25 protein-coding genes are annotated in these 22,816 nt (G+C 58.1%); 5 read left to right on the plus strand and 20 right to left on the minus strand.

Annotation, left to right across the window (positions count from 1 at the left end):
* Position 1 precedes the first annotated feature (1 nt).
* From BM029_RS10995 to BM029_RS11015, 5 genes are all read left to right on the plus strand, one after another.
* Positions 2-3,211, plus strand: coding sequence for a DUF1156 domain-containing protein (locus tag BM029_RS10995; RefSeq protein ID WP_092435928.1), 3,210 nt, complete (start codon positions 2-4; stop codon positions 3,209-3,211).
* On the plus strand, positions 3,208-3,708 hold the full coding sequence (locus BM029_RS11000) for a hypothetical protein (protein WP_092435931.1): 501 nt from the start codon (positions 3,208-3,210) through the stop codon (positions 3,706-3,708). Before BM029_RS10995 ends, BM029_RS11000 begins: the two co-directional genes overlap by 4 nt.
* 7 nt (positions 3,709-3,715) lie before the next feature.
* Entirely contained in the window at positions 3,716-6,487 is a 2,772-nt protein-coding gene (locus BM029_RS11005) for a DEAD/DEAH box helicase (RefSeq protein ID WP_092435933.1), read from the plus strand.
* A gap of 93 nt (positions 6,488-6,580) precedes the next feature.
* Positions 6,581-7,012, plus strand: coding sequence for a hypothetical protein (locus tag BM029_RS11010; protein ID WP_092435935.1), 432 nt, complete (start codon positions 6,581-6,583; stop codon positions 7,010-7,012).
* Positions 7,013-7,086: 74 nt separating this feature from the next.
* On the plus strand, positions 7,087-7,917 hold the full coding sequence (locus BM029_RS11015) for a hypothetical protein (protein WP_092435937.1): 831 nt from the start codon (positions 7,087-7,089) through the stop codon (positions 7,915-7,917).
* On the opposite strand, the gene BM029_RS11020 is transcribed toward BM029_RS11015, so the two are convergent.
* The 20 genes from BM029_RS11020 to BM029_RS11115 form a co-directional block, all read right to left on the minus strand.
* Positions 7,871-8,353: a DUF488 domain-containing protein gene (locus tag BM029_RS11020; RefSeq protein WP_092435940.1), complete on the minus strand. Its 483-nt coding sequence runs from the start codon at positions 8,351-8,353 to the stop codon at positions 7,871-7,873. The two genes, BM029_RS11015 and BM029_RS11020, sit on opposite strands and share 47 nt — an antisense overlap.
* Positions 8,354-8,504: 151 nt before the next feature.
* The gene (locus tag BM029_RS11025) at positions 8,505-8,957 is read right to left on the minus strand and encodes a lysozyme (RefSeq protein ID WP_092435942.1); all 453 of its coding nucleotides are present in this window, start codon (positions 8,955-8,957) and stop codon (positions 8,505-8,507) included.
* On the minus strand, positions 8,957-9,433 hold the full coding sequence (locus BM029_RS11030) for a hypothetical protein (RefSeq protein ID WP_092435944.1): 477 nt from the start codon (positions 9,431-9,433) through the stop codon (positions 8,957-8,959). Before BM029_RS11030 ends, BM029_RS11025 begins: the two co-directional genes overlap by 1 nt.
* A complete protein-coding gene (locus BM029_RS11035; RefSeq protein ID WP_092435946.1) occupies positions 9,430-9,729 on the minus strand; it encodes a DUF6127 family protein in 300 nt (99 codons plus the stop codon). Before BM029_RS11035 ends, BM029_RS11030 begins: the two co-directional genes overlap by 4 nt.
* Before the next feature lie 155 nt (positions 9,730-9,884).
* Positions 9,885-10,931 carry a hypothetical protein gene (locus tag BM029_RS11040; protein WP_092435948.1) on the minus strand — a complete coding sequence of 349 codons (1,047 nt, stop codon included), beginning with the start codon at positions 10,929-10,931 and terminating at the stop codon, positions 9,885-9,887.
* A 12-nt stretch (positions 10,932-10,943) separates the two neighbouring features.
* A complete protein-coding gene (locus BM029_RS11045; protein WP_092435950.1) occupies positions 10,944-11,198 on the minus strand; it encodes a hypothetical protein in 255 nt (84 codons plus the stop codon).
* 2 nt (positions 11,199-11,200) lie between these two features.
* On the minus strand, positions 11,201-11,899 hold the full coding sequence (locus tag BM029_RS11050; protein WP_092435952.1) for a hypothetical protein: 699 nt from the start codon (positions 11,897-11,899) through the stop codon (positions 11,201-11,203).
* A gap of 13 nt (positions 11,900-11,912) precedes the next feature.
* A complete protein-coding gene (locus BM029_RS11055) occupies positions 11,913-12,821 on the minus strand; it encodes a GTA baseplate fiber-binding domain-containing protein (protein WP_092435954.1) in 909 nt (302 codons plus the stop codon).
* Complete coding sequence (locus BM029_RS11060) at positions 12,818-15,268, minus strand: phage tail protein (protein WP_092435956.1); 2,451 nt, start codon at positions 15,266-15,268, stop codon at positions 12,818-12,820. The genes BM029_RS11055 and BM029_RS11060 overlap by 4 nt, the downstream gene beginning before the upstream one ends.
* Positions 15,265-15,696 (minus strand): NlpC/P60 family protein, encoded by a 432-nt coding sequence (locus BM029_RS11065; protein WP_092435958.1) that lies wholly within the window; start codon positions 15,694-15,696, stop codon positions 15,265-15,267. Before BM029_RS11065 ends, BM029_RS11060 begins: the two co-directional genes overlap by 4 nt.
* Positions 15,693-16,535: a DUF2163 domain-containing protein gene (locus BM029_RS11070; RefSeq protein WP_092435959.1), complete on the minus strand. Its 843-nt coding sequence runs from the start codon at positions 16,533-16,535 to the stop codon at positions 15,693-15,695. The genes BM029_RS11065 and BM029_RS11070 overlap by 4 nt, the downstream gene beginning before the upstream one ends.
* Positions 16,532-17,158, minus strand: a complete 627-nt coding sequence (locus BM029_RS11075) for a DUF2460 domain-containing protein (RefSeq protein WP_170851049.1) — start codon at positions 17,156-17,158, stop codon at positions 16,532-16,534. The genes BM029_RS11070 and BM029_RS11075 overlap by 4 nt, the downstream gene beginning before the upstream one ends.
* The gene (locus BM029_RS11080) at positions 17,158-19,575 is read right to left on the minus strand and encodes a phage tail tape measure C-terminal domain-containing protein (protein WP_092435963.1); all 2,418 of its coding nucleotides are present in this window, start codon (positions 19,573-19,575) and stop codon (positions 17,158-17,160) included. The genes BM029_RS11075 and BM029_RS11080 overlap by 1 nt, the downstream gene beginning before the upstream one ends.
* 29 nt (positions 19,576-19,604) lie before the next feature.
* Entirely contained in the window at positions 19,605-19,922 is a 318-nt protein-coding gene (locus BM029_RS11085) for a phage tail assembly protein T (RefSeq protein WP_092435966.1), read from the minus strand.
* 32 nt (positions 19,923-19,954) lie between these two features.
* Positions 19,955-20,314 carry a hypothetical protein gene (locus tag BM029_RS11090; protein ID WP_092435968.1) on the minus strand — a complete coding sequence of 120 codons (360 nt, stop codon included), beginning with the start codon at positions 20,312-20,314 and terminating at the stop codon, positions 19,955-19,957.
* Between the two features lie 2 nt (positions 20,315-20,316).
* The gene (locus BM029_RS11095; protein WP_092435970.1) at positions 20,317-20,955 is read right to left on the minus strand and encodes a phage tail tube protein; all 639 of its coding nucleotides are present in this window, start codon (positions 20,953-20,955) and stop codon (positions 20,317-20,319) included.
* A gap of 67 nt (positions 20,956-21,022) precedes the next feature.
* On the minus strand, positions 21,023-21,373 hold the full coding sequence (locus BM029_RS11100) for a tail completion protein gp17 (protein WP_092435972.1): 351 nt from the start codon (positions 21,371-21,373) through the stop codon (positions 21,023-21,025).
* A complete protein-coding gene (locus tag BM029_RS11105; RefSeq protein WP_170851050.1) occupies positions 21,370-21,843 on the minus strand; it encodes an HK97-gp10 family putative phage morphogenesis protein in 474 nt (157 codons plus the stop codon). Before BM029_RS11105 ends, BM029_RS11100 begins: the two co-directional genes overlap by 4 nt.
* The gene (locus BM029_RS11110; protein ID WP_092435976.1) at positions 21,836-22,186 is read right to left on the minus strand and encodes a phage head closure protein; all 351 of its coding nucleotides are present in this window, start codon (positions 22,184-22,186) and stop codon (positions 21,836-21,838) included. Before BM029_RS11110 ends, BM029_RS11105 begins: the two co-directional genes overlap by 8 nt.
* Positions 22,183-22,806, minus strand: coding sequence for a head-tail connector protein (locus BM029_RS11115; protein ID WP_092435978.1), 624 nt, complete (start codon positions 22,804-22,806; stop codon positions 22,183-22,185). The genes BM029_RS11110 and BM029_RS11115 overlap by 4 nt, the downstream gene beginning before the upstream one ends.
* Positions 22,807-22,816 lie beyond the last annotated feature (10 nt).

A 22,816-nucleotide genomic window follows, 5' to 3' on the forward strand; every position in this document is an offset into this window, starting at 1 on the left:
CATGGCAACTAAAAAAGAACAATTGGCGCAAGAAGTCGCCAAAGTGGTAGGCGCAGGCAAGGCCGTCGCGATGGACACTGTCGACTTCAATGACTCGAACCGCCCCAAGACATGCCTAGAGGTCGATTTTCCGATCTTGCCCGTCAATCAAGTGGCCATCATCGAAGGGAACGCCGGTAAGCCGATCTACCAAATGTCGAAGTGGTGGGCTCGGCGACGTTCGAGCGTATTCCGCTCGATGTTGATCGCAGCGGCTACGAAGGCTCCCGAAGACAAATCGCACGCAGCCAAGTTGGTGTGGGACAACTACTACGCCAACCACCAGAAAAAAGGCGCATTTAAGCACCTAAAGGTGGCTGATATTTTCATGGGTGGCGGCACTACTTTGGTCGAGGGCTCGCGTCTAGGTATGCAGATGTACGGAAACGACCTGAACCCTGTCGCGTGGTTCGTCGTCAAGCAGGAACTCGCCAACGTCGATCTCGATGAAGTGAAGCGCCTGCTTGCCGCCATCGAGGCCGAGGTCAAGCCGCAGATCATGCCGTACTACTACTGCGACGGCCCAAATGGCGAGAAAGGAAAATGGACCCACGTGCCAACCAAGCATGTGATGGAGTCAGACTTTGATCCCCTAAGTCTGACAATTGAACAACGCCGCGAATACAGCTACGAAGGCCCTGAAATCATTTACACCTTCTGGGTCAAGCACGGCCCATGTCAGGTCACGGGTTGTGGCCACCGCACGCCGATTATGACCAGCCCGGTGATTGCCGTGAAGACTTTGACCGTCAAGCATTGGGAGCACACATGCAGTAAATGCGGTAAGGATTTCCACGTCGAAGACGTCCCAGCTCGCATGGCTCCCGATGTGCCGCTCTATGTAGCACCGGATGAGTACCCATATTCAGTGATCGATCCGAAACGCGGAGTTGTTTGCCCCCACTGTAGCCATGCAGCAATGGTCAAATTGGGGAAGGGAAAGAATAAGAAAGTTGAACTGTCGCTGCTGGTGCATCCGCAGTGGCTTTCAGGCAGCCCAAAGCAGGACGCCAACGGTCAGCCGTTTGGCGGATCGGCGCAAGACGATGCAATATCAACTGCTCGCTGGAATCAAGAACGTGCCAAGAAAATTCGCCTTCTGGAAGTTAGAGGTGTATTGCCAGATGAAGTGACGTGCCGGGAGACGAAGACCACTTTTAGGACCGGCAAGGAAGGCGGGACAGTTCCAAAGAAATCGAACTACGCGTGCGGCGCGTGCGGAACGGTGCAAGATGTTTTGGACACAGTGAAGGCATCGGGTAAGACAGGTCCAACGGCCGGATATGCCATTCAGGGCTACGCACCAAAGGCTGCTGACAAAGGCGATGCTTATAACGGGCGCTTCTTCGCGGCCTTTGACGAAAAAATCGCTGCGCAGTATGACGCCGCCCAGAATGAATGGGATGCGCGTAAGGACGCAGATCTCTCCCCGTATTGGCCCAAAAGCGAACTGCCATATGGGTTCATGACCCATCATCTCCAAGGCGGTGTGCCGAATCACGGATTCACGCACTGGTGGACGATGTTCAGCCCCCGCCAGCTACTAGTCCATGCGCAACTCCTCAAAGCTATCGTCACGCTGGACGGATACTCATGGGAGTCACGCGAGTACGTTCTTGGTGCATTCCAGCAATATCTCAGAAATCAAAGTCTTTTCACGCTCTGGAATGTCAAGGCCGACAAGCTTGAGCCAATGTTTGCGAACAATAATTACCATCCGAAATCGACAGTAGTTGAAAACTGCGTATTCGCAAATCTCGGGAGGGGTAACTGGGCGTCTTGCGTTGAAGGGATTATCGAAGGGCGCGATTGGGCTAAAAATCCTTGGGATACAGTCAGCGTCGAGGCATTGCGGCGATTGAATCCATTACTTGGTGCTGAATGCACGGGCAAGAGCGAAAAGGTTCTACCTGGTGATCCGCTTGTTCCTGCAACGATTTTCCAAGGGTCATCAACCGAGCTTGCCCAGTTGAAGGACGGCTCGCTTGATCTTGTGATAACTGATCCACCCTTTGGCGGACTGCTGCACTATTCAGAGCTATCTGATTTCTTTTATGTTTGGCTTCGCCTTGTCCTGAAATCGAAATACCCCGATGTCTTTGGCGCGGAGTTCACGCCGAAAGCGATGGAGGTTGTGGCCAATCGGGCGCGCGAACCTGAAGACGCTGATGGTTTTTATCAACGGTTGCTCACGCAATGCTGGCGAGAAGCGCACCGTATTTTGAAACCGGGTGGTATCCTTGCCTTTACCTTCCATCACAGCGAGGACGAGCCTTGGGTAGCAGTGCTGGAGTCGTTGTTCGATGCCGGTTACTACCTAGAGGCGACTTATCCTATTCGCTCGGATGAGACCAAGGGCGAAGGCGAATTCGGCTCTAAGACCATTGAATACGACATCATCCACGTCTGCCGCAAGCGTACCGAAGAGCCAAAGGCGGTCAGCTGGGGCCGCATGCGTCGTGAGGTACTGGCCGACGTGCGCCAGTTGCAAGCGATGCTGGAGAACCACGCCAAGGAAGGCCTGCCCGCCGCGGACATCCAGGTAATCCGGCGTGGCAAAGCGCTCGAATATTTTTCACGCCACTATGGCAAGGTCTACGTTGACGAGGGACGTGCGATCACGGTGAAGGAAGCGCTGGTCGGTATCAACCAGCTGATCGATGAGGACAGCAAAGGTGGACAGGAACCTCCACCGGTGAATGCGGAGCCGGTCTCGCGCCAGTTCCTGCGCATTTTTGACGGCAAGACCGAGGTTGCTCGCGACCAGATGCAGAAATTTATGAAGGGTTCTGGCAGCGCGCCGGACGAATTCGAACAACGCGGCTGGTGCAGCGAAAAAAATAAGGTGTTCACTCTAGTCGATCCCCTCGACTTTGCGCGCGATTGGCAAGGCAAGCACAAACGCAAACTCACAGCCGATCTGGATCAGGCAATCGTACTGATAGGAGCGTGCTTTGACGGCAGCGGCATCAATGCGGCAGACACTTTGAAGAACGATAACTTCAAGCCGCATGTGGCATTGAAACCGCTGCTTGAATGGCTATCCAAACGCGGTGCCAATTCATCGACCCGAAATGCTGCGTCTCGCGCGGTGTCGATTTTCAATAGCTGGGCCGCAACACAGGCTCCCAAATCACTGCAGGGATCGCTGTTTGAGGAGTATGAGCTATGAAACAGTTACGAGACACCGTATGGCAACGACGCGGTACGAGCTGGTTGTGGGATGCCGAGGCTCTGGCCCAAGTGTGCAAGGCCAGCGAGGCGTGGAGCTTGCGCCAATTCGTTCAGGCAACCGGACATTGGCTCGAAGATCTGCCCAGCAATAACAACAATACTCTTGTGGTGGCGGGCCTGGATGGCTGCTTGGATTTGCTTTCACCTGCCGATGCAGAAAATTGGCTGGGCGCGGAGATGAAGGACGCCATCCTGTCCTTCCAAGAATTTTACGACGGGCAAGCGGCTCTGGTGTTTTGGTTGCCATCTGGTGCTGGCCGGATTGCCTCTAACTCTGCTACAGACGCCGTGAGCTGGCGCTGTGCTCACCCAAATGCCAACGAAAACATCGATTTTGGTCGAGTTTTGTGGGGCGAAGCGCACGAATATCCGCAGGAAATCATACTCCGCGAAGGGGCAAAGGCCGCTGGACTTTTTCACCTACGGATCACCTGAGGCTTCGATGACGGATCAACCTCAATTTACCCCAGGAGAACGGATCACCCATACGGAGTTTGGTCAGGGTGTCGTTCTTGATGGCGAGCACGACGGCTACCTTCGCGCTTTCTTTGGTGTCGGTGAGCGTCGAGTTCCGCTCGCGTCGATCCGCCTGGAACGTTCGCGCACCGAGCGCATTCTGCATGCGGTCGACGGTGGCGTGGATCGGGCGCGAAAGGCTTGGTTGTCCTATGAGGCTCACGCGCTGCCGGTAATGGAGAGTGCCTCGGCGCTTACGTCTGCCAAGATCGATCTATTGCCACACCAGGTGGTGTTGACCCACCGGATCGCGACCGCATCACCTCGCCGCTACCTGATCGCGGATGAAGTGGGGCTTGGCAAGACTATCGAGACTGCGCTCATCCTGCGCGAACTGGCGAGCCGGGGTGAACTCACACGGGCACTGATGGTGGTGCCTGCTGGTCTGGTGAACAACTGGCATCGTGAGTTAAACGAGGTTTTCAACCTCGACTTCGAGGTATTCGGTTCCGAGGGCGACATCACCGATCGCAAGACCAATGCTTTCGCCAAACACGACCGACTTATCACGAGCATCGACACCCTCAAGCGCCCGGCGCGTATCAAACGCCTGCTGGATGCACCGCGCTGGGACCTGGTGGTGTTCGACGAAGCGCACCACCTCACCGCCTATCGCACCGGCGGCAAGATCAGGAAAACCGAGAATTACAAACTGGCCGAGGCACTGAAAGATCATTCGCGCGATCTGTTGTTGCTCTCGGCCACGCCGCACCAAGGCAACCATTTTCAGTTTTGGATGTTGGTGCAGTTGTTGAACCCCACGCTATTTAGTAGTCCTGAGGAGATGCTGGAGAACCGTCACCGTTTGAACACGGTGATGTACCGGCGTACCAAGGCAGACGCTTGTCAGCCGGATGGATCTCCGCTGTTTGCCCGTCGCTGGGTGCACACTGAATCGTTCGTGATGGGCGAGGAGGAGCGTCGCTTCTACGAGAAGCTGCGCGAGTATCTGGAAGACGGATTCAATCTCGCGCGCCGTCAGGGAGGCAAAGGCCAAGCCCTTGGTTTCCTGATGGCCATCTTCCAAAAAATTGCCGCATCAAGCTTTGCCGCCGTTCGGCGCACGCTCAAGAGGCGCCTGCTGATGCTGACGCTGCACGAAGCGTTTCTGCGCGACAAAGATCTCGACATCGAGGGTCGTGAGCGGCTGACGGATGAAGCGCGCGAGCTGATCCACCAAGAATTCAACCTTTCACGCGACAGTATCGGTCGCAGCGAGGTCGACCGCGTGTTGGCTGATCTCAAGTACCGGTTGGTGAAGAAGCTAGACGAGGAAGCACTGGAGATGGCCTCCGACCCCTATGGCAGCGAGTATTCTGCAAGCCATGGCGAGGAAGCTGCATCGGCCGTGGTTGAGCTTCATTTGCCGGAGGAGCGCTTGCGCATCGGTGAATTGTTGGCGGTGTTTCCGCAGCAACGCGAAACCAAGGCACAGAAGCTGCTCGATGGGCTGGGGACGCTGTGGCGACAAAACCCAAACGAGAAAATCGTGGTGTTCGCCACCTACCTTGGCACGGTGGATTTGATCGCCCGTGAAATCGAACAGACTTTTCCTGGGCAGGGTGTGGCGGTATTGCGTGGCGGCGACCACGGAGCCAAAGTTGCGGCAGAACGTCGCTTCCGTCTGAAGGATGGCCCACGTGTGCTCGTCTGTACCGCAGCCGGCCGGGAAGGTATCAATCTGCAGTTCGCTCGCATCCTGTTCAATTTTGATCTGCCGTGGAACCCGATGGATGTGGAACAGCGCATCGGGCGCATCCACCGCTACGGGCAAAACCACACAGCGCAGGTCTACAACCTCGTCTTGTCGGACACCATCGAGGGCCGCATCTTCTTGTTGCTCGATGAAAAGCTGACCGAGATCGCACGAACGGTGGGCAAGGTCGACGACCAAGGCAATGTGGCAGAAGACCTGCGCGCTCAGATTCTTGGTCAGTTGTCAGAGCGACTCAACTATGACCGGCTGTACCAGGAAGCGTTGTCTGACCCCGAGCTGAAACGCACGCAGGTGGAGCTTGAGGCAGCTTTGTCAAATTCGCGCGAAGCGCGACAGGTGGTATTCGACCTGTTCCAAGATCTCAATGGCTTTAGTCTCGACGACTACAAACCATTTTCCGACGTGTCCTCGGGATTGGATCGACTGGTCCGCTTCATTTCTGCGGCGGTGGCAGATAGGCAGCAGCGGATGGTCAAAGTGGATGATGAAACCTATGACCTCGTAACAGTTGATGGTGCCCGCCGCGCACGTTTCACGTTGAGTCGCGACACAGCCACAAGCCGCGACGACGTGGAGTTGATGGGTCTGGATCATCCGTTGGTGCAGGAAGAGCTTGGCCGCTGGCGCAGTGTGCCACCGGAAGAGCTCGGTATCGCGGTTGCAGCCGATGTTGAAGCGCCAGTGCTATTGTCGTTTTGGCTGGTAGAGACATCTGCCGGAAACGGCGAGCGCCGTGTAGTGGTGCAGCCGATTGCGGCCAAAGTGGATGGCACTCGAGTGCCGTCGGTGGAGCGCCAATGCGAACACTACTTGCAGGGACCAACCACCACACCGAAGTTTTCGCCGGAGCAACGGCTTGACATTTTTTCCCGGATCGTAGAACCGACGCTGCAACGAGAAATCAAGCACAAAGGGGCTGCGAATGGGGGTGGAAGTTACTCGGCAGACCTAATTGGGTATGTAGAGGTGTTACCGATCTAATCGATGCTCATATAGTTTCTCTCCGCTTTCGGAGTTATTGGCAAGCCCACGTCTTCGCGATGCGGGCTTTCTTCTTCACTAAAGGAAAAATCCATGGCCCTTAAATCTAAAGAATGGTTCTACAAAAAATGCTTGGCTGAGGTGAAAGAATATGGACAGTTCAGTCACCTTTGTTGGGGGATTCTTCAGAAAGGTATTGGTCAGTCTGACGGTACCCGTGGGCATGTAACTCAAGCGATTGGCGTTTGCCAAGAGTTTCTTGAGGCCTTTCCTGAGCACATTGCTACGATACGAAATGCAGATCCCACTTTACCATTCGACGTGGCGGGTAATCGCCGAGTGCAAACCGACTTGACAACGTGGATTGCTGCGCAAGCGGGGACATTTGGTCGTGCTGCTTACGGATACAGCTATGACACGTTTCAACGCAACACGACTGCTACTTTGGGCGGCACTCGGCAAGGTGGTGGTGGTGCGGACGACGAATTTAAGCGTGTTCTGCGACTAATGGCGGAGTTTTTATAAAAGGGTGCTGTTCTGGTGAACAACAGCGAGGGGTAGAGCCCCCTCGTCTGCAACGACCGAAGGAAGGAAAACCGATGGCATCGCAAATCGAACGCATCTTGATTCTGGCTAAGACGTACCCGTCGCCCAGCGCACAGCACGTTGAAACGTCGTGCGTCGCTGGTATCAACGAGCACGGTGCGATGCGCCGCTTGTATCCTGTGCCATTCCGCTTAATTGAGGAAGGCCAGAAATTCAAGAAATGGCAATGGGTCGAAGTGCGCGTCGAGAAGGCTAACAAAGATCATCGGACTGAAAGCCACAAGCTCTACGTCGACACGATCACCTGCCGTGATGTGATCGATACGAAAAAGCAATGGGATGCCCGGTGGCCGTGGATCGAAAAGCTACCAACGTTCACGAGTTTCGATGATCTCGAAGCTACCCGAACCGAAACGGGGCTGTCGTTGGCGCTGATGCGACCAAAGCAGGTGTTGACGCTGGAAGTCGTTGAGGCAAGGGCCGCTGAATGGACGGACGAGGAGCGCGAGAAGTTACTGCGCTACGAGATGCAGGGGCAGCTTTTCAGCGACACCGAGGTCAAGAAAATGGCCCAGACGCTTCGGAAGGTGCCATTCGATTTCTACTACCGATACACCTGTGAAACGCCGGAGGGCGACAAGGTGTTCAAGCACAAAATCGTCGATTGGGAAGCGGGTGTGCTGTTCTGGCATTGCCGCCAGAGTCATGGCATTGAATGGGAAAAGCCTTTCCGAGCCAAACTCGAAGAGGATTTAACAGGAAAAGACTTGATGTTCCTGATGGGCAATCAGCACCGGTTCCAAGATCAGTGGCTGATCATTAGCCTGATTTACCCACCTAGGCGAAAGCCAGTTGAGGTGACGCTACAGAGCTCGCTTTTTTAGCTGAAGCCTTGATGTGCATGACACGCGCACCGCAGTATTCCTTGACTGCATTGGCCACCATCGAGCGATGGCAAAAGTTCGAGTCAGCCTCGTAGCAAAGAAGTGCACAGTTCGCCGACGCAGCCAATGCTGAGAGCTCTGCGATGGCATCGTCTTGCGTCTTGAGGTATTTCATGAACCCTTCAGTGTAACGCTTCCAGTTCCCATCCTCGCGGTAGCGATTACGAACTAGTTTTGGACAACCCAGATCAACCATATGGACGTACTCGCGCCCTGAGAGGTTCAGTACATTCGCGAGCGCCTTCTTCGAGAAGCCGACTTTGCGAGACAGCGGTAGCTCGCGGACGTCGACAATCGTGTCAATGCCGTGCTCGGCGAGCAGCGACATAAACGCGTCAATATCAAGTCCTTCGTAGCCTATGGTGAAAACATTCATTGAGTAGCCTCTCTATCCCGCCATTTTAACGGAGGTTCGCGTTGCTGACGAGCCCTGATATCATCAAGGGTTTGTCATTTCCGTCGTCTTGTTGACAACAAAACATCGCATCACGTTCCAGTGTGCCAGCACGGTGTATTTCGGTGCAGGCTTACCGCAGCAGAACGACTTCTGCCTGTCGCCGAGTCACCAGTCCCGGTAAGATTTTTCCACCGCCATAGACCCACCGGTGCAGTTCCTGCCCGGCGGCACTCCAGTCCCGCTGGTTGATCCGCCGTCGCAGCGTCGACGTCTGCAGACGCCCCGTCCCGAGGTTGAACGTGAAATCCACGATGGCCGCGAGCCGCCCCTCCGGCTCGGTGGCCAGCACCGGGCAGTAACGCAGCGTGGAGTTCAACGCTTTCACGAGATCTTGTGCCAGATAGGCTTCGGCCTCGTCCTGAGTGATTGGCGGGTGATCGTGTACACAAAGGTGGCCGTAGCCAATCGTCCAGAATCCTGCGGGACACACGTACGGGACGGCGGCAATCTCCGTTCCGCGCTTCACACGCCTTTCAAAGCCCTCGAAGCGCTTGGCCAGTTCGATGGCCGTTTTTGGCGCCATCACGACCGCACTCGATCAAACACACGGCCCAAGAACCAGAAATTCAGCACCCCGGCCCACAGCGCTTGATCGGCATCAGTCCAGGCGTGCAGGATGGCAGTTCCCCAACCAGCACCAGCAGTGACAGCCGCAGCGAACGCCACGGTCTTGGCAGCGCAGTACAGCGCCATGAACCAGTAGGTGATTACGGGGCGCACACTGGACGATAGCGCATCGGCCCAGCGCACGCCGGTTTTCTCGCCTTGTGTGCGCACCGCATCGCGCAGGGTTTCGATGGCTCCAGTGTTCCAAGCGGCCTCGGCACTGGCACCGATTTCGTCCATCCGCTGCGCGCCACGCAGTTTTTCAAATTCCAGCGCCTTATCTTGCATCGCCAGTTCGTGGCCGCGCTCACCTTTGCGGTCGAGCCACTTGAGAAGTTCAGGCGCCAGGCGGAAGGCGCCTCCGAGCAGGCCGCCAAGCAGGGTCTCGATCATTGCGGGCCTCCCATCAGCTTGAGCTTGATGGCCGCACCAACCAGAAGCGCAGCCAAAATCCCGGTGGTGATGACTTTGACCGTGGTCTGCCACGCCGTGCGGCGTGCGTCGCGCCAAGCTTCGAGGAGCGAGCGCAGCTCTCCGATGTCGCGGGCCGCGCGGCCGTTTTCGAGGCCAAGATGGGCCAGTACGCGCTCGGCGCCGCGTTCGGCGGCCCGGCTCAATAATTCGTCGAAGTCTTCGCGGCGCACGAGAAGCATGTTTTCGGCCAGGGCGGGTTTGTCAGAGTCAGTCATGGGCAAGCTCCAGAAATGCGAAACCCGCCCGATGCGCAAACATCAGGGCGGGTTTCAGGTTGATTAGTTGGGCAGCGGCGGCTGATCAAATTTCGATTAGCTCCAGCTTCAGACAGATACCCGTCTGGTTCGCACCAAGGCGGGACATGGCAATGTCACGTAACCGACTTGATGCCGACATTGAAGCCGGCTGCTGTCAGGTCGCTGGCGGTCCAGGCGCTGCCGGTTGCAGGATTGGTACTCCATACGTTGCTGATGCGGCTAAGCGAAACCGGCAAGGCAATGTCCGCTGACGCATAATCGGTGCCCCCGGTTCGCACCATGAGGTCAACGTTCTGTGGTCCGGTCCCGCCTTTTTGGGCACGGGCGTTGAGCACCAGTGCCACAATACCTGGCGTGCCTGCGAGGGATGTGGATGTGACGGTGGTCTCGGCAATTTGTCCTGCCGTCAGGCTGATGATCTGTGTGGTGTCATCCAAAGTGATTTCGCTGATATCGGTCGCAGCCCCCGTCCATGCGAAGGCGTTGCCTGCGGCAGCGGGCGGTAGGGTCGCCAGCGACATGGCGCGCGTGTCCGTAGTGGCGGCAATGACTTCTGACCAATAGGTCGAGGTAATGCCGTAGATGCTGTTTCCGCTATCTTCCGCCAATGGTTCGCCAAGTACCACGCTCGCCAGCGCGGTGGCGCTGTCGGTCGTCACATCACCGCTGTAGTCGATGATCTTGGTGCCACCCGAATACACTTGTACCTGCCCGGCCACCGCATAATTGATAAACACGTCAAACTTGCTCAACACATTGCCAGTAATGCCACTGCTGGACGTGGCCAATATCGTCTGCGTTCCGGCGGCATTTAGCTTGACCAGCTGCCAGTGAAGTGACCCTAACGTTGAATAGGAATTGAGCTGCGGAACCAGAGCCAGTCGCCGAACCCCCGCCGAATCCTGGAATGCCATCAACTGCGACGCGGATGCAGAAACCGTATTGAGCGTGTCAAGGATGTACCCTTGTGCGGTCAACCAGAACGAAGAGGATGGCACAGACAGAACTGCTTGCCATCCGTCTCCTCTAGCAGACGACGCCACCTTGAGAGAGCAACGCGCATTGGCTGGTCGGCGTGCGGCACTTGTGACCGTATCGACGCTCACTCCGCCCAGGCGATTGAAGTCGGCGTCCTCGCCGCCGGCAAATAAGATGGTCATGTGTTCCTCTTTTTAAAACATTAGGAAGTTGCTGCTGGCTGCCGAGATTGGGCCAATGGCAGTATGGATAATGGCGTAGGCCGTCAGCTTGGAAACCGTTGCGCCATTGGGCGTGCCGCCTGTGATCGCGTAGGTTGCGAGTTTTGAAACCGTCGCCCCGTTGGGCGCACCGCCTTTGATGGCATACGCTGTCAATTTTGAAATCGTTGCGCCATTCGGGATGCCGCCGGTAATGACGTAGGCCGTCAGCTTGGAAGTCGCTGCCATGCTCAGTATCCCTTGACCACTGCCACGCAATCGTACTTGTTCAGGCCGGCATTGGCCTGAAACCCGATGCGGTCCATCTTGGAGGCGATGGTCGTGAGCGTTGGTGCGGGCAGATCGGCAGAAAAACGCGTCGTGGCAGGCCAGGTAACGAGGCGGCTGCCGGCGCCGTCCTGCAGCAGTTCAAGCATACAGTTTTGCCCGTCGGTGGCACCCGTGAACGTGAAGGTGGTGGCACCGCTAAGCGTGATGCGGTACACGTCATAGCTGGACCAATCGAGCGTTATGGTAGCGGACCACGTCGGCGCGGCGATGCGCTTGGCAGGTGTGCCGATGCTGCCACCGCCGACGGTGCGCTGGTCGGTGTAACTGTTCACGGTCGCGGCGCCGGTGATCACGGTGTACAGTGCTGTACGTCCGACGGTGAAGCCGGCAGTGTTGGCGCTGACCACGCCCGAGCTGGTGGCCTCGACATAGTTGGTGGCACTGGCGGTCAGGGCCACGGTGCCATTGCCGATTTGCGTCGGCAAGCCGCTGACCAGCACGGTGCCGCCGTAGTAACCCCAGGTCAGTGCAGCGGTGGTGGGGGCGCGACGCCCAAACAGCATGGCCGGGCTGGCCGCGTCGAGCAGGCTGTTGGCCGTGACCTCTTTTTGGGCCTGGCTGCTGGACAGCAAATCCAGGAGGGTGGTGGAGTGACTCATGGTGTCCCTGTTGTCAAATGGTGGCGCGCGCTTCGTAACCCCGGCCGACCACGGCGCTCAATTGGTAGACTGAAAAATATAGCGTCGCCTGCGCACTGCCAAAGTCGGCGATCTGTTGCGCAGCGGCGTAGGTCGTGCTCGTGCTGCTCAGACTGCTGAACGTGCGTTTGAGCGTGGTGCGTGCACTATCCCAAATCTCCATGTCGTAGACTTCGCTGTTCTCTCCCAGCGGCACGTCCACTGCATCGCGCCATTCTCCAGACAGGCGTCCGCGCCGCACCCAGGAAAGGGTGACATCGCCCGCCGCGTTGCGCCCTCCGCCCACCAGGACGCAGGCATAAGGCTTTAAGCCCGCCCCGGCATTGGTGAAGTTATGTTCAAGTGTGGCTGCCAAGGTGGAGCCAAACGTTACTGCCTTGTACAAGCGTGCTACGCCGATGTCGGCTGTGCTGGCCACTATGCGCGTCACCGTGGCAGGATTGAGCAGCACGAATCGCTCTGCTGCCCCATGCGTACCCATGGCGTATTCGGAGCCGCGCCGTCCGCGCAACAAGCCCTGGAGCGTGTAGCTGCCGTCACCATTGAGCGTGGCGTCACGAAAATAAATGATCTCCGCGCCGACCACTGCCACCTGCGCACCGCCGATGAAGCTGGAGTAGGGGACTGACGATAGCGTGCCGTGGACCAATGAGACAGTGATCGTGTTGAGTTCGTCCGGGATGTTACCGCCATGGAAGTCGCCAAGCGCCCTCGCCACCGTGCCCAGAGTCGCATTGCCAGTGAGCGACGCTATCATGTTGTAGGTCGCGCCCGCGTCATCTGAGCGGAACAGCGCTGCCCCCGCCCATCCCTTTTTGACCCCGCAAGCCGTGGCATAAAAGCCGGCATCATTGTCGATGTCCCGCAGCATATTGATGTTCATAGCAGCTCCAGTCTGGTGTCCCCAGGAACGAACACGATTTTTCCACTGTCGGGTGTTTCCGTCATCACCACGTTCGGCACGTAGTAATTGGCGTCGTCTGCCACTGCCTCACACTTGAACACGCCCTTGGGAGATGCTGAAATTTTGCTCATGAGCATGGTGCGGCCCTTCACTCCCACGATATCGGTCGGTTCGAGGAAAGCATATTTTTTCGGCAGGCTGAAACTGTAGGTCAGGCGATGCACCCATGCGACATGCAAATTCACATCGGCAATCTGCTGCGCCTTGGTGTCGCTCAGGACCATTGGTAACTCCATGGTCTGCTCAGTGCCACTAGCGCCGATCAGTCGCTTTGACAGCTTGGTGGCGCTGGAATAGTCGGTCGCAGCCAGCAGGTAATTCACGTTCAGGATACGCGGCAACTCGACTTCCATCTGGCGCGTGGTGAGCAGCGCGTCCGATGCAGTCTGCCCGGCCTCATGCGCCGCCAAATCGTCATCAGGAATCACTGCTGCGAGAGTGCCGCCGCGCTTAACGTACTTGACCAGACCAGAGGACTCCACACCGTCGAAATAATAGGCCGGCCGTAATGCATCAATGGCAGCGCGCACTGTGGTCTGCCGGGCAATCGCATAACCATCGACCATGTCGGTCAAGGATGTGACGTCATATTGACTGCTGTTCAATCCCGCTTTATCGGACAGATCGGCCACTACGTTCGCCAAGATCGTGCCACCCATACTTGAAGGCTTGAAATACAGCCTTTTGACATGCTTGGCATCGAAACTGAACAAATACGGTTTATTGCCGACAGGTACCAGCAAGGGCGATGTCAGCTGGAAGGCGGCGTAGGGTTCATAGGTGAATGTGTGTTCCGTGACAAATGAGTCTGGATTCACTGCATATAGCGTTGTGCCGAGGGAAGCACCGCCGCCGCCATTCGCGCCGAACACATATTTCCCGCCTGCGTAGATGCCGGTCTTCACGCCATAGGCGGGGGAGGGCGACGTGTCCGCATCAGCCGATGGCGAAAAGGTATGCTCCGATGCACTGGCCGTGGCGATGTCGACGACCGTCACGGAGATCGTGAAGGCACCAGCGCCATGCACAATGACGATCCGATCACGATCTGGGTCATAGAATCCCTGGCCGTTCTCGCCGCCCACGTACGGAATGTCTACCTGCGCATAAAAGCCGTAGTCGCTCAATCGGTGCAGCACGCATTTGGTATAGCTGCCATAGACCAGGGCCGCAATGTGGTGACGCGTGATCAACACCTCATCGACCCAGACGGTCCCAAGCGATACCCCGAGATGAATGTCGCTCGACAAGGGGGGTGCCGAGAGCGGGTCTATGACCATCCATGCGTTGGACCTAAAGCCAAGCAACACATTATTCAGCGGGTCATACGCGCTGGCATTGAGGTCGCCAGTGCCATGGTATGTCCCCTCGATTTGACCCATATAAACCTGTGCATCGGCATCGAACAACAGAAAGCTGTCCGTGAACGACCCGAAGCTCGCGCCTGTAATGACCATCAGGTTGACGGGAGCGCCATAGCCAGTGGCGACCATGATGGCCGGCCAGTTGGTCACCGACGTTCCTGGCACATAGGTGATGGTCGCATTGGAATAGGGATGGGCTAGCGTGGGAATGGAAAATGATTTAACTTGCGTCTTTGTCACATCGCTGTTGATGCGCACTTCCACCACGGCAGCCAGGAAGGCATGTTGCATTGACCAGATCAAGCCGGTTTTTGGGTCAACAGCAGCCAGTCCAGGGGTGTAGGACTCAATCAGGGCGGACTCGCCGAGATAGACCGGCGCGCGATCAACGGTTCCCGAGGTGGTACCGACTTCTGCCGTAATGAAGGGGATGCGGTTGCCGTCCTTTTCTAGTGGGAAATGGTCGAAAACCACGTAGGTAATGCCCCTGTAAGCCGGAACATGACCGATGCCCAAAAAACTCTCGATCAACGGGTCGGGCAACTGATCTTCTGCACCGGTGTAAATGCGAACCGAGCCGCTACCTTCCAGAGTCACGCCATCGTAGATCAGTCGCTTTTCGGGCCCGGCCCACAGCCGCCCGACGTCACGCTCGCCTTCGCAAATGGCAATGGCGAAATTGGCGTAATACGCGTAGGTCGTCGTGCTCTGCGACGGCCCGCCTTTGCCGCCTTGTTCGGTGGTCGTCGCAACCTCGATCAGGTCGCTGGCCCAGATGACGTTGCCGCCTATGCCCACGGTGCCATAGACTAGTGGAATGGGCCTGCCGTACTCAGACGCCTGAGGGTGCAGATCGCTCAGGCGTGGCCCTTGCTGGTCCGGTAGGGAGCCAGGCATCAGCGTACCGCCCACCATGGATCCAATCATCCATCCCAGCTGGGGCGAGCCGGCCATGAAGCCAATGGCGGCCCCGATGACGCCGCCAATCAGTGCGCCGCTCATGGACCAGCTTCCGGGAAGCGCCAGACGCCTACGATGCGTGCCATCCACGACGCGTCCAGCCGGTGCTCCACCACACAGTTTAGGCCCGAGCCGTTATAGGCATGGATCAGCGAAAAGCCACCGTAGGGATAATCGCCGACGATGGCAAAGTGCTGCGGCGCGTGCTCAAACCGAATCCACGCTACATCGCCAGGTTGCATGGCGGCCTTTGCCACACGTACCAGGTTTTTGTCGAGCGCGGCGCGCATTTCAGCGGGAACGGGAAGTCGGCCGTAGTTCACCACGTCCTCAATGGAGATGCCCAGACGCTGTGCCACAAACACCGGCACCCCAGCGCAGTCGAGCGCCAGGCCATTGATGCGTTGCTGGTGCTGATAAGGTGTGCCCAGCGTTTCGCGGGCAATGGCCACGATCTCTTCGCGCCTCATGCCACGCCGCCGACCTTGTAAATGCTGCTGCCAGGCAAGTGTGGAAAACCACGAAAATTGACGCCGTTGGCAAACTTGGCGATGCAGTCCTCGGCAAACCGCTTCGTGCACCCGGCATAGACGCTGTAGGTGTCGCCCACCGCAATGGGGAAAGGCATCACTTCGTGCAGCTCTAGCTGTCCGGCGACGCTGTTTTTCACTTCCATGGCCAGACCGGTGTTCATGCCGCTGGTAAATGTCAGCTTGCCGGCTGTGAACCAGCCGGTGGCCTCTGTGCGTGCCGCATCGTTAATGACACGATTACCGCTCACGCTGCCCACGGCACCGACTACCGTGAACGCGGCCAGCGATTTTTTGCATCGCTCGTCGCCCAGGTCAGCCGTGCAGTCCTTGGTGGTCAGCCGAACGATGGTGCGGGAGTAAGCCTGCGTCAGTCCGCGCAGCTCCGCATTGAAGGTGGCGCGGCCGGCCCTTACCTCGCCCAGTGTGCCGGAGCGCAGCACGTTCTTGCCCATGCTCAGGTCGGCGTAATTGACCTCGAACAGCTCGATGGCGGCATAGTCCCAACGACCGGACTGCACATCGGCATCGGTGATGGCGGGGGAGGCCAGAAAGCCGGTCACCTCCAAGTTGTCGGGGTTTAGCTCGGCCGTGCTGTCGATGTTGGTGGGGGAATAGCTAGATGTTGCCAGATAGGTGACGCCGCCAAAAACGATGTCCTGGTCCAGCGAGGTAGCGGCCACCACCGTGCCATTGGTCAGCGTGGCTTTCCAGCAGGTCGTCAGCGTGGTGGTGCCCAGCGCGTAGTGTGCCTTGAGGGCGGCAGACATCGTTTTCATTCCCGAATCTCCTGCAGTACTACGGAAGGACCGGCCACCAGGCGCTGCTCGGCCGGACCTGACATCACCAGGTCCCAATCAATCACGTCGTCGATGAAATGCACCGGCACGTAAAACGGCCCGCTCCAGGCCAGGGTGCCGACCGCAGGTGCGGACGGGATGGCGATGCGGCCGGTGGTCACATCCAGCGTGTAGCTGGTTGGTGCCAATGGCATGCTGGCCACCGTGGGCACAAAGCCAGCGGCTTGGGGCCGGGTGATCTTGCGGGTCTTGAACCGTGCCGATGCGGCGTGCAGATAGCGCTTGTGGAGTTGATAAACGCCAGCGCTCACGAGCGTCATGACGCCGTCGCTGACGGTGCTGTCCTTGGGATCTTGCAACAGCAGGCCGTAGGCGCCACCCTCGGTGATTTCGTGCAGCGTCTCAATGGCCTGCCACTGCTCCAGGCACAATGGCACCAGGCCCAGCGTGTACTGGCGCAGCGTCTGGGTCCAGATGATGTTGATGGACTCGTAGCCGTTATCGGTGGGCACGCGAGCATTGAGGCGCAGGTTTTTACCCTTCACGCCGGCCGCCAGCACGCTGCTGGACAGGATCACGTCGCCAAATACGGTGATGGCCATCAGCCATTCCTTCGCAAGGCATGCTGCAGTTGGCGGCCGGCCGTGGCGCCCCATTGCTGCGCGGTTTCTCGGGACGAGCCAGCGGGCGGCGTGACCTGTACGGTGACGTAGGTGTCCCCGCGTGCGGCCGAGGCTGCTTGCGGCGTGACGGTGCCGCCTTGGCTGCCCATCATCAAATACTGCTTGCCGCCCGACGCCAGCAACTCGGGCTGGCCGCTCTCGTTGACTTCGTAGAGTCCGCCCGATGAGACGGGGCCGCCGAGAGCGCGCCCCGGCGCGGTGCCGAAGGCATTGGTGAGATTCATCATGTTGTCCAACGCATCGCCACCCATCGAGCTGGCCACCGCAGCAGTTCCAGACGTCCCGAACAGGGCGCCCGCCGCCATGCCGGCCAGGTTGGTGAGCCAGCCACTGCCTCCCCCGTTGCCGCCACCACCGATCGCAGCGGCGATCTGTTGCTTGATGATGATGCGGGTGATGTCGGCCACAATTGAGTCGGCCAGGTTTTTGAAACTGAGCTTGCCGGTGGTGACGAAGGTGACGAGTGCGTCCTCCATACCCTGGAAGGCACGGGTCATCGCATTTTCAATATGCAAGGCGCTGTTGGTGGCATCCTCCTGGTATTTGCGAACCGCTTCGGAAGCGCCAAATATCGCATCACGCTGCCGGTTGTAGGACAGCTCGATGATGGACGTGGCGGCGGCCGTTTGTAGGGCTGCCTGCGCGACGGCTGCGGAGGTATCGGCCTCGGGATCGAGTTTCTTCAGGCGATAAATCCGCTCTTCCAAGTCCATCTGGATTTTTCGTGCAGCGGTGAGCTTCTCGACTTCGAGAGTGTTTCTCCCCATCAGGTCGATCTGAAACAGTGCCTGCTCATTGGCAATGCTGTCGGTCCGGGTGCGTTCGGTTGTGGCCAGGTCGAATTGCCGCTGAACTGCCAGCAGACGGTTTTGCGAATCACCGAGTTGTTTGTTGACTTCGATCTCGGCAGCGGCGCGCTTTTTCTTGGCCTCGGCAATTTTGTTGCGGCCGTCTTGCCGTTCAACCTCTTTTTCCGCCTGATTGACATAGGCCTGGATGGCTGCAATCTCTTTGTCGTAGGCCGCCTGCACCACTTGCAGGTTGTCTGTCAGCAGGGCTTGCTTTTTCTGCTCAGCCTCTCGCAGCGAGAAATATTCGAGATTGCGGTAAAAATCCAGGTACTGCTCACGCGTTTGCAGCTGCGTTTTTTCGGCAGCAATGATGTCTTCCTGGGCTTTGAGCTGGCCCTCGAGCAGCTTTTTGGCGGGATCGTCCTTGGGCCCGGCGTTGGCATTGCCTAACTTGGATGTGTCAATCCGGCCTCTGGGTGCAGTTTCATGATTCTGCTTGCGCGCGTCTTCGAGTTGCTTGGCCAGACGGGTACTGAAAAGCTGCTTTTGGAGGATATCGTCGATATCCTTGTACAACTCTTTTCCCACCTGCGAGGCGGCTTTGATTTCGCCCTGACCAAGAAGTACCGCTTGTGCCGCCGCTGCGCCGATTGTTTTACCGGTGATTTGGACCGCACGCGACACTCCATCAAAAGCATCCACCACGAAGCCCACCACCTTCGCCGCCCCTTCGGCCCAATCGCGAATGGAGCCATCCTTGGCCAGACCGTCAATTGATTTGCGCACGCCGTCGTTGGCGTTCTGGGATTCGAGCAATGCCTTGGTGAAGGCATTGAGAACCGGGACCAGTTCCAGGCCGATTTTCTTGAAGATCGCATCGGTCGACGCCTTCAGACGCAGCTGGTTTTTCTCCAGCTCATCGGCCGCCTCTGCCTGCTCCTTGGTAACTTTGACCTGCAGGTCGCCGACCTTCGCCAAGTCCGTCATCACCGGTAATAGGTTGGCGCCGGCTTTGCCGAGCAGCGTTTGGGCAATGACGGTTTTCTCGACACCATCCTGGTAAGTCGCCATGCGGTCAGCGATCAGCTTGAAAACCTGATCAGGACCTTTGCCCTTCAGGTCATCGACTGCGATGCCGATGGCATTGAAGGCGGCGGTCGTTTTCGCGCCACCATTCTGGGCATCGACAATCGCTTTACTGAGTTTTTGCAATCCGCCTGCCAGCGAATCCATGTCGGTACCCGACAGCTTGGCCACAGCGGCCAAGCCGGACAGGGACTCGACGGCGGCACCCGTGCGTTCGGACAGCTGCTGCAAACCGGCTGCTGAGGCAATGGCACCTTCGATTTTCTCTTTGACTTTGTCAACGGTTGCCCCAAGCGCAAAGCCCAGCCCAATTGCGCCAAGTCCGGTCTTGACCAGGCCGACGGCTTTGTCAATTTGCTTCATGCGGTCTTCCGCGATCTGCGCGGCCTTGCCCATGTCAGACTGGAACTTGGCAAGGTTGGCGGATAGCTCGACGACAACAGAACCCAATGCGGCCATGTAAAAACTCCGTACGTAGATGGATGAAGTCAGCTGTCGCGGTTGAACAACTGTTTGATGAGCCGCGATTGCGCCTCTGGGTCTGCCAGCAGCGTGCCATCGCTCTCAGTTCTGACTACGCGGTGAGACTGATGCCAGGGAATGAAATCCTCGGGCCGATAGGGCTCGCGCCTGCGCTGGGGATCGCGGTGCAAATTGGCCAGCGCCGACAGCGCGATACCGTGGCGCTGGTCGGCCAGCTGCTCGCCAAATGGCTCAAGCACCGAATAGGCGCGCCATTCGGTCAGCTCCGCACTGTTGATTTCTGTGAGCAGTTGGCGCACGGTCTTGCCCAGCGCCAGCGCCAAGCGGAAATAAAACCGCCGCTCGGGCTGGCCCGTCAGTTTTTTATCGCGTCGTCTTGTGCAGCGGCGCCGATGCCATTGATGCGCTGGGCCACATCGAAAACCCGCTCCAGCGCCGCCGCCGATTTTAGCGCCAGGCGCGGGATGTCGGTCACATCAAACAGCCGGTTGTTGGCCTCATCGACGAGGGTCAGGGCGACCAGCTTGGCCCGTAAATTGGTCATGTCTGGCTTGCGCGAGCCGTCGGTGGACACGGTAATCATGCTGGTCTCGAACGCATCGCGATCAAAGCCGGTCATGGTGCGCACCAGCACGGAGCCGCCCCATTCGGGGACATCGACGGCCTCGCTGTGGAGGTCGGCGGCTTCGAGGATTTGATCTTTAGTCAGCAGCATGATTACAATCCTCCGACTGCGCCAGAGATGCGCAGGTCCACGGCGGTTTTAGCAACCGCATCGACGCCACCGCCCAGGCTGAATTTTTTGACATAGGCCGAGAAGGTGATGACGGTCGCGTTAGGCAGCGTCAGCTTGAAATTGCTCAGGGTGCCGGAGATCTGCCTGGCGCGTAGCGCAATATGGCCGGCGTTGTCACTGTCGTAATCGATCTCGAACGTGAACTGGCCGGGATCGGTCAGGCCAAGCCGGAATTCTTTCGCGATGCTGTCGAGGTTGGTGACATCGATCTCGGACGCCGAGCCGTCAAAACCGCTGAACGTGCGAACATTGGCGATGTTGGTGAAGGTCGTGGAAGTGGCACTTCCTGCGGCGGTGATGGTCTTGCCGGTGGTGTCGATGTTGACGGCAAAGGTATTGGCAGTGATGTTGCGCGCACTCACGGTCTGGCCATTTAGCGTGGCGGCGTCGGTGCCTGTGAAACCAGCCAAGGTGACGACGTCGCCATTGGCGAAGCCATGGGCCGTACTGGTTAGGATGGTCGGGTTGCCGAGCGCGATCGCGGTGAGCGTTTTGGCGGCGCCGGCACCGGTGCCGATTGCCAGCACGCTGCCTTGAGCAGAGATTGCAGAGGAGGACATGGGTTTCCTTCAGAAATAAAAAACCCGCCGAAGCGGGTGGATGATGAAATGCGGGCTGTAGGTCAATTCAGGGATGCCAGATCGAGTAGTCGATCGAGGCGCGGTGCAGCTTGGCGTCAGGCTCATAGAAGTCCTGTGACAGGACCGATACGTTTTGCACATTCCAGGCCGCCATCAGTCCATCGATCGCGGCCGCGATGTCCTGCGCCTGGGCGTAAGTGGTTGCATACACATCCAGCTGAATCCGGGTGTTGATGAGGCCGGAACTGCCATACAGGATGTTTTCTGTGTTGGCAGATACGCGTTGAAAAATCACATACGGTCGGGCCACCGCGTCGGGCGCGATCAGGGGATAAACACGTTCAGCGGCCGGCGTGGCGTTGCTTAGCAGCGCGAAGAGTTGCTCTTGGATCGTCATTTCTTGCGCGCCTTGTCGACCTCGTCGGGAATGCGTTTGAGCAGGTAATCCTTGATGGCATCAACGGCAGCCATCTTCTTGGCTTCAAATGCCGGTCGCATGAAGGGTTTGGCGACCATCTTGCTGGTGCCGAATTCAACGAAGCGTGCATACCAGGCGTCGATGCGTCCCTTTTTGGTCTTTTTGGCGCTCCTGCCTTGGCGTACACCGACGAAAAACGTTTGCAGCACAGCGCTGGACTTTTCCCGGATCTGCTTTTGGTACAGAGCCCGCTTTAAGGTGCCGGGCGGCGGTTGATCCTTGATGGGTGGCCCCGAGGGCTGCGGTGCGCGGGTCTTGGCCTCTTCCCGAATGACGGTTGCGCCGGCGTTGACCGCGCCGCGCAGCACGTTTCGGGCAATGTTGGCGGGCAACTCCTTCATGGCGGCCTGAAGCTCTTTCAGGCCCGAGATATTCTGAAGCTCAGCCATCATTAAGCCCCTCGCTGGCCAGCAAAGTGACGACCGCATTGCGCTCGTCCTCGTTCATGCAGGCCTGGATATTGAAAATTCGCCCCTTGTAGAGGGCGCGGTACTCGGCGACGACGCGCGTATCGGAGAAGAGTGGCTGAAAGCGCACAATGATCTGATGGGACACTTCGCTGACCATCCGTTGTGCGCTTTCCAGTTCACGCCCCGCCAATGGCTGGATATCGGCCCAGACCGTGATCAGATCCGTCCAGATCAACTGCTGCTGACCAAAGCTGTCCTGTACGCTGCTGCGACTCTGGATGCGCAGGCGGCGGGACAGTTGGCCTGCCCGTACCGAGGTCATGCCGTCACCACCTTGAATGGATCGAGCAAGCCATCGATGAAGGGCAATGGCTCGATCTTGCCGCGATTGATCAGGGCGACTTCCTCGCGATGGGCATAGAGACTGCCCACGCGCAGCTTGATCCAGATCTTGATGCCTTCTGGAACGCTCGCGGCATCGCCATATCCGGCATCAAACGTGACGGACACGGCACCGATCTGCGGCAGGCAGATCGGCCAGATCCGACCAAATACCGGCGTGATGCGGGCCGGCTCACAGGCAGACTCCACGGTGTAGTCGGTCGCGGGCATGGTTTGCAGCACGCTGGCCATGTCTAAATACCCGATGCTTACCACCGACTGCACCGGGCATTTGGGCAGCAGGATGGCGTGCCCGGGCAAGGAAAATACCTCGCCGTTGGGCACGCCCATCAGGCTCGGTCCCGGAAAGCTGTCGAGTACCATCTTCCAGCGCGCGGTGATGATCTGCCTGCCGGTCAGCGTCTCTGCCGCCTGCCGTGCGGCAGAGATCAGCGCCGTGATCAACGCGTCGTCATCCGCAAAATCCACCCTCAGGTGAAGTTTGGCCTCAAGCATCGACACCGGCTCCTCGGCAGGTGGGGTGACTAGTTGCAAGGGCATGGATCAGCCG

Source organism: Collimonas sp. OK607 (genome assembly GCF_900111995.1).
Lineage (GTDB): Bacteria > Pseudomonadota > Gammaproteobacteria > Burkholderiales > Burkholderiaceae_D > Collimonas.

Coding starts and splice junctions, on each gene's coding strand:
- BM029_RS10995 (WP_092435928.1), top strand. CDS start 2: ATGGCAACTAAAAAAGAACAATTGGCGCAAGAAGTCGCCAAAGTGGTA.
- BM029_RS11000 (WP_092435931.1), top strand. CDS start 3,208: ATGAAACAGTTACGAGACACCGTATGGCAACGACGCGGTACGAGCTGG.
- BM029_RS11005 (WP_092435933.1), top strand. CDS start 3,716: ATGACGGATCAACCTCAATTTACCCCAGGAGAACGGATCACCCATACG.
- BM029_RS11010 (WP_092435935.1), top strand. CDS start 6,581: ATGGCCCTTAAATCTAAAGAATGGTTCTACAAAAAATGCTTGGCTGAG.
- BM029_RS11015 (WP_092435937.1), top strand. CDS start 7,087: ATGGCATCGCAAATCGAACGCATCTTGATTCTGGCTAAGACGTACCCG.
- BM029_RS11020 (WP_092435940.1), bottom strand. CDS start 8,353: ATGAATGTTTTCACCATAGGCTACGAAGGACTTGATATTGACGCGTTT.
- BM029_RS11025 (WP_092435942.1), bottom strand. CDS start 8,957: ATGGCGCCAAAAACGGCCATCGAACTGGCCAAGCGCTTCGAGGGCTTT.
- BM029_RS11030 (WP_092435944.1), bottom strand. CDS start 9,433: ATGATCGAGACCCTGCTTGGCGGCCTGCTCGGAGGCGCCTTCCGCCTG.
- BM029_RS11035 (WP_092435946.1), bottom strand. CDS start 9,729: ATGACTGACTCTGACAAACCCGCCCTGGCCGAAAACATGCTTCTCGTG.
- BM029_RS11040 (WP_092435948.1), bottom strand. CDS start 10,931: ATGACCATCTTATTTGCCGGCGGCGAGGACGCCGACTTCAATCGCCTG.
- BM029_RS11045 (WP_092435950.1), bottom strand. CDS start 11,198: ATGGCAGCGACTTCCAAGCTGACGGCCTACGTCATTACCGGCGGCATC.
- BM029_RS11050 (WP_092435952.1), bottom strand. CDS start 11,899: ATGAGTCACTCCACCACCCTCCTGGATTTGCTGTCCAGCAGCCAGGCC.
- BM029_RS11055 (WP_092435954.1), bottom strand. CDS start 12,821: ATGAACATCAATATGCTGCGGGACATCGACAATGATGCCGGCTTTTAT.
- BM029_RS11060 (WP_092435956.1), bottom strand. CDS start 15,268: ATGAGCGGCGCACTGATTGGCGGCGTCATCGGGGCCGCCATTGGCTTC.
- BM029_RS11065 (WP_092435958.1), bottom strand. CDS start 15,696: ATGAGGCGCGAAGAGATCGTGGCCATTGCCCGCGAAACGCTGGGCACA.
- BM029_RS11070 (WP_092435959.1), bottom strand. CDS start 16,535: ATGAAAACGATGTCTGCCGCCCTCAAGGCACACTACGCGCTGGGCACC.
- BM029_RS11075 (WP_170851049.1), bottom strand. CDS start 17,158: ATGGCCATCACCGTATTTGGCGACGTGATCCTGTCCAGCAGCGTGCTG.
- BM029_RS11080 (WP_092435963.1), bottom strand. CDS start 19,575: ATGGCCGCATTGGGTTCTGTTGTCGTCGAGCTATCCGCCAACCTTGCC.
- BM029_RS11090 (WP_092435968.1), bottom strand. CDS start 20,314: ATGCTGCTGACTAAAGATCAAATCCTCGAAGCCGCCGACCTCCACAGC.
- BM029_RS11095 (WP_092435970.1), bottom strand. CDS start 20,955: ATGTCCTCCTCTGCAATCTCTGCTCAAGGCAGCGTGCTGGCAATCGGC.
- BM029_RS11100 (WP_092435972.1), bottom strand. CDS start 21,373: ATGACGATCCAAGAGCAACTCTTCGCGCTGCTAAGCAACGCCACGCCG.
- BM029_RS11105 (WP_170851050.1), bottom strand. CDS start 21,843: ATGGCTGAGCTTCAGAATATCTCGGGCCTGAAAGAGCTTCAGGCCGCC.
- BM029_RS11110 (WP_092435976.1), bottom strand. CDS start 22,186: ATGACCTCGGTACGGGCAGGCCAACTGTCCCGCCGCCTGCGCATCCAG.
- BM029_RS11115 (WP_092435978.1), bottom strand. CDS start 22,806: ATGCCCTTGCAACTAGTCACCCCACCTGCCGAGGAGCCGGTGTCGATG.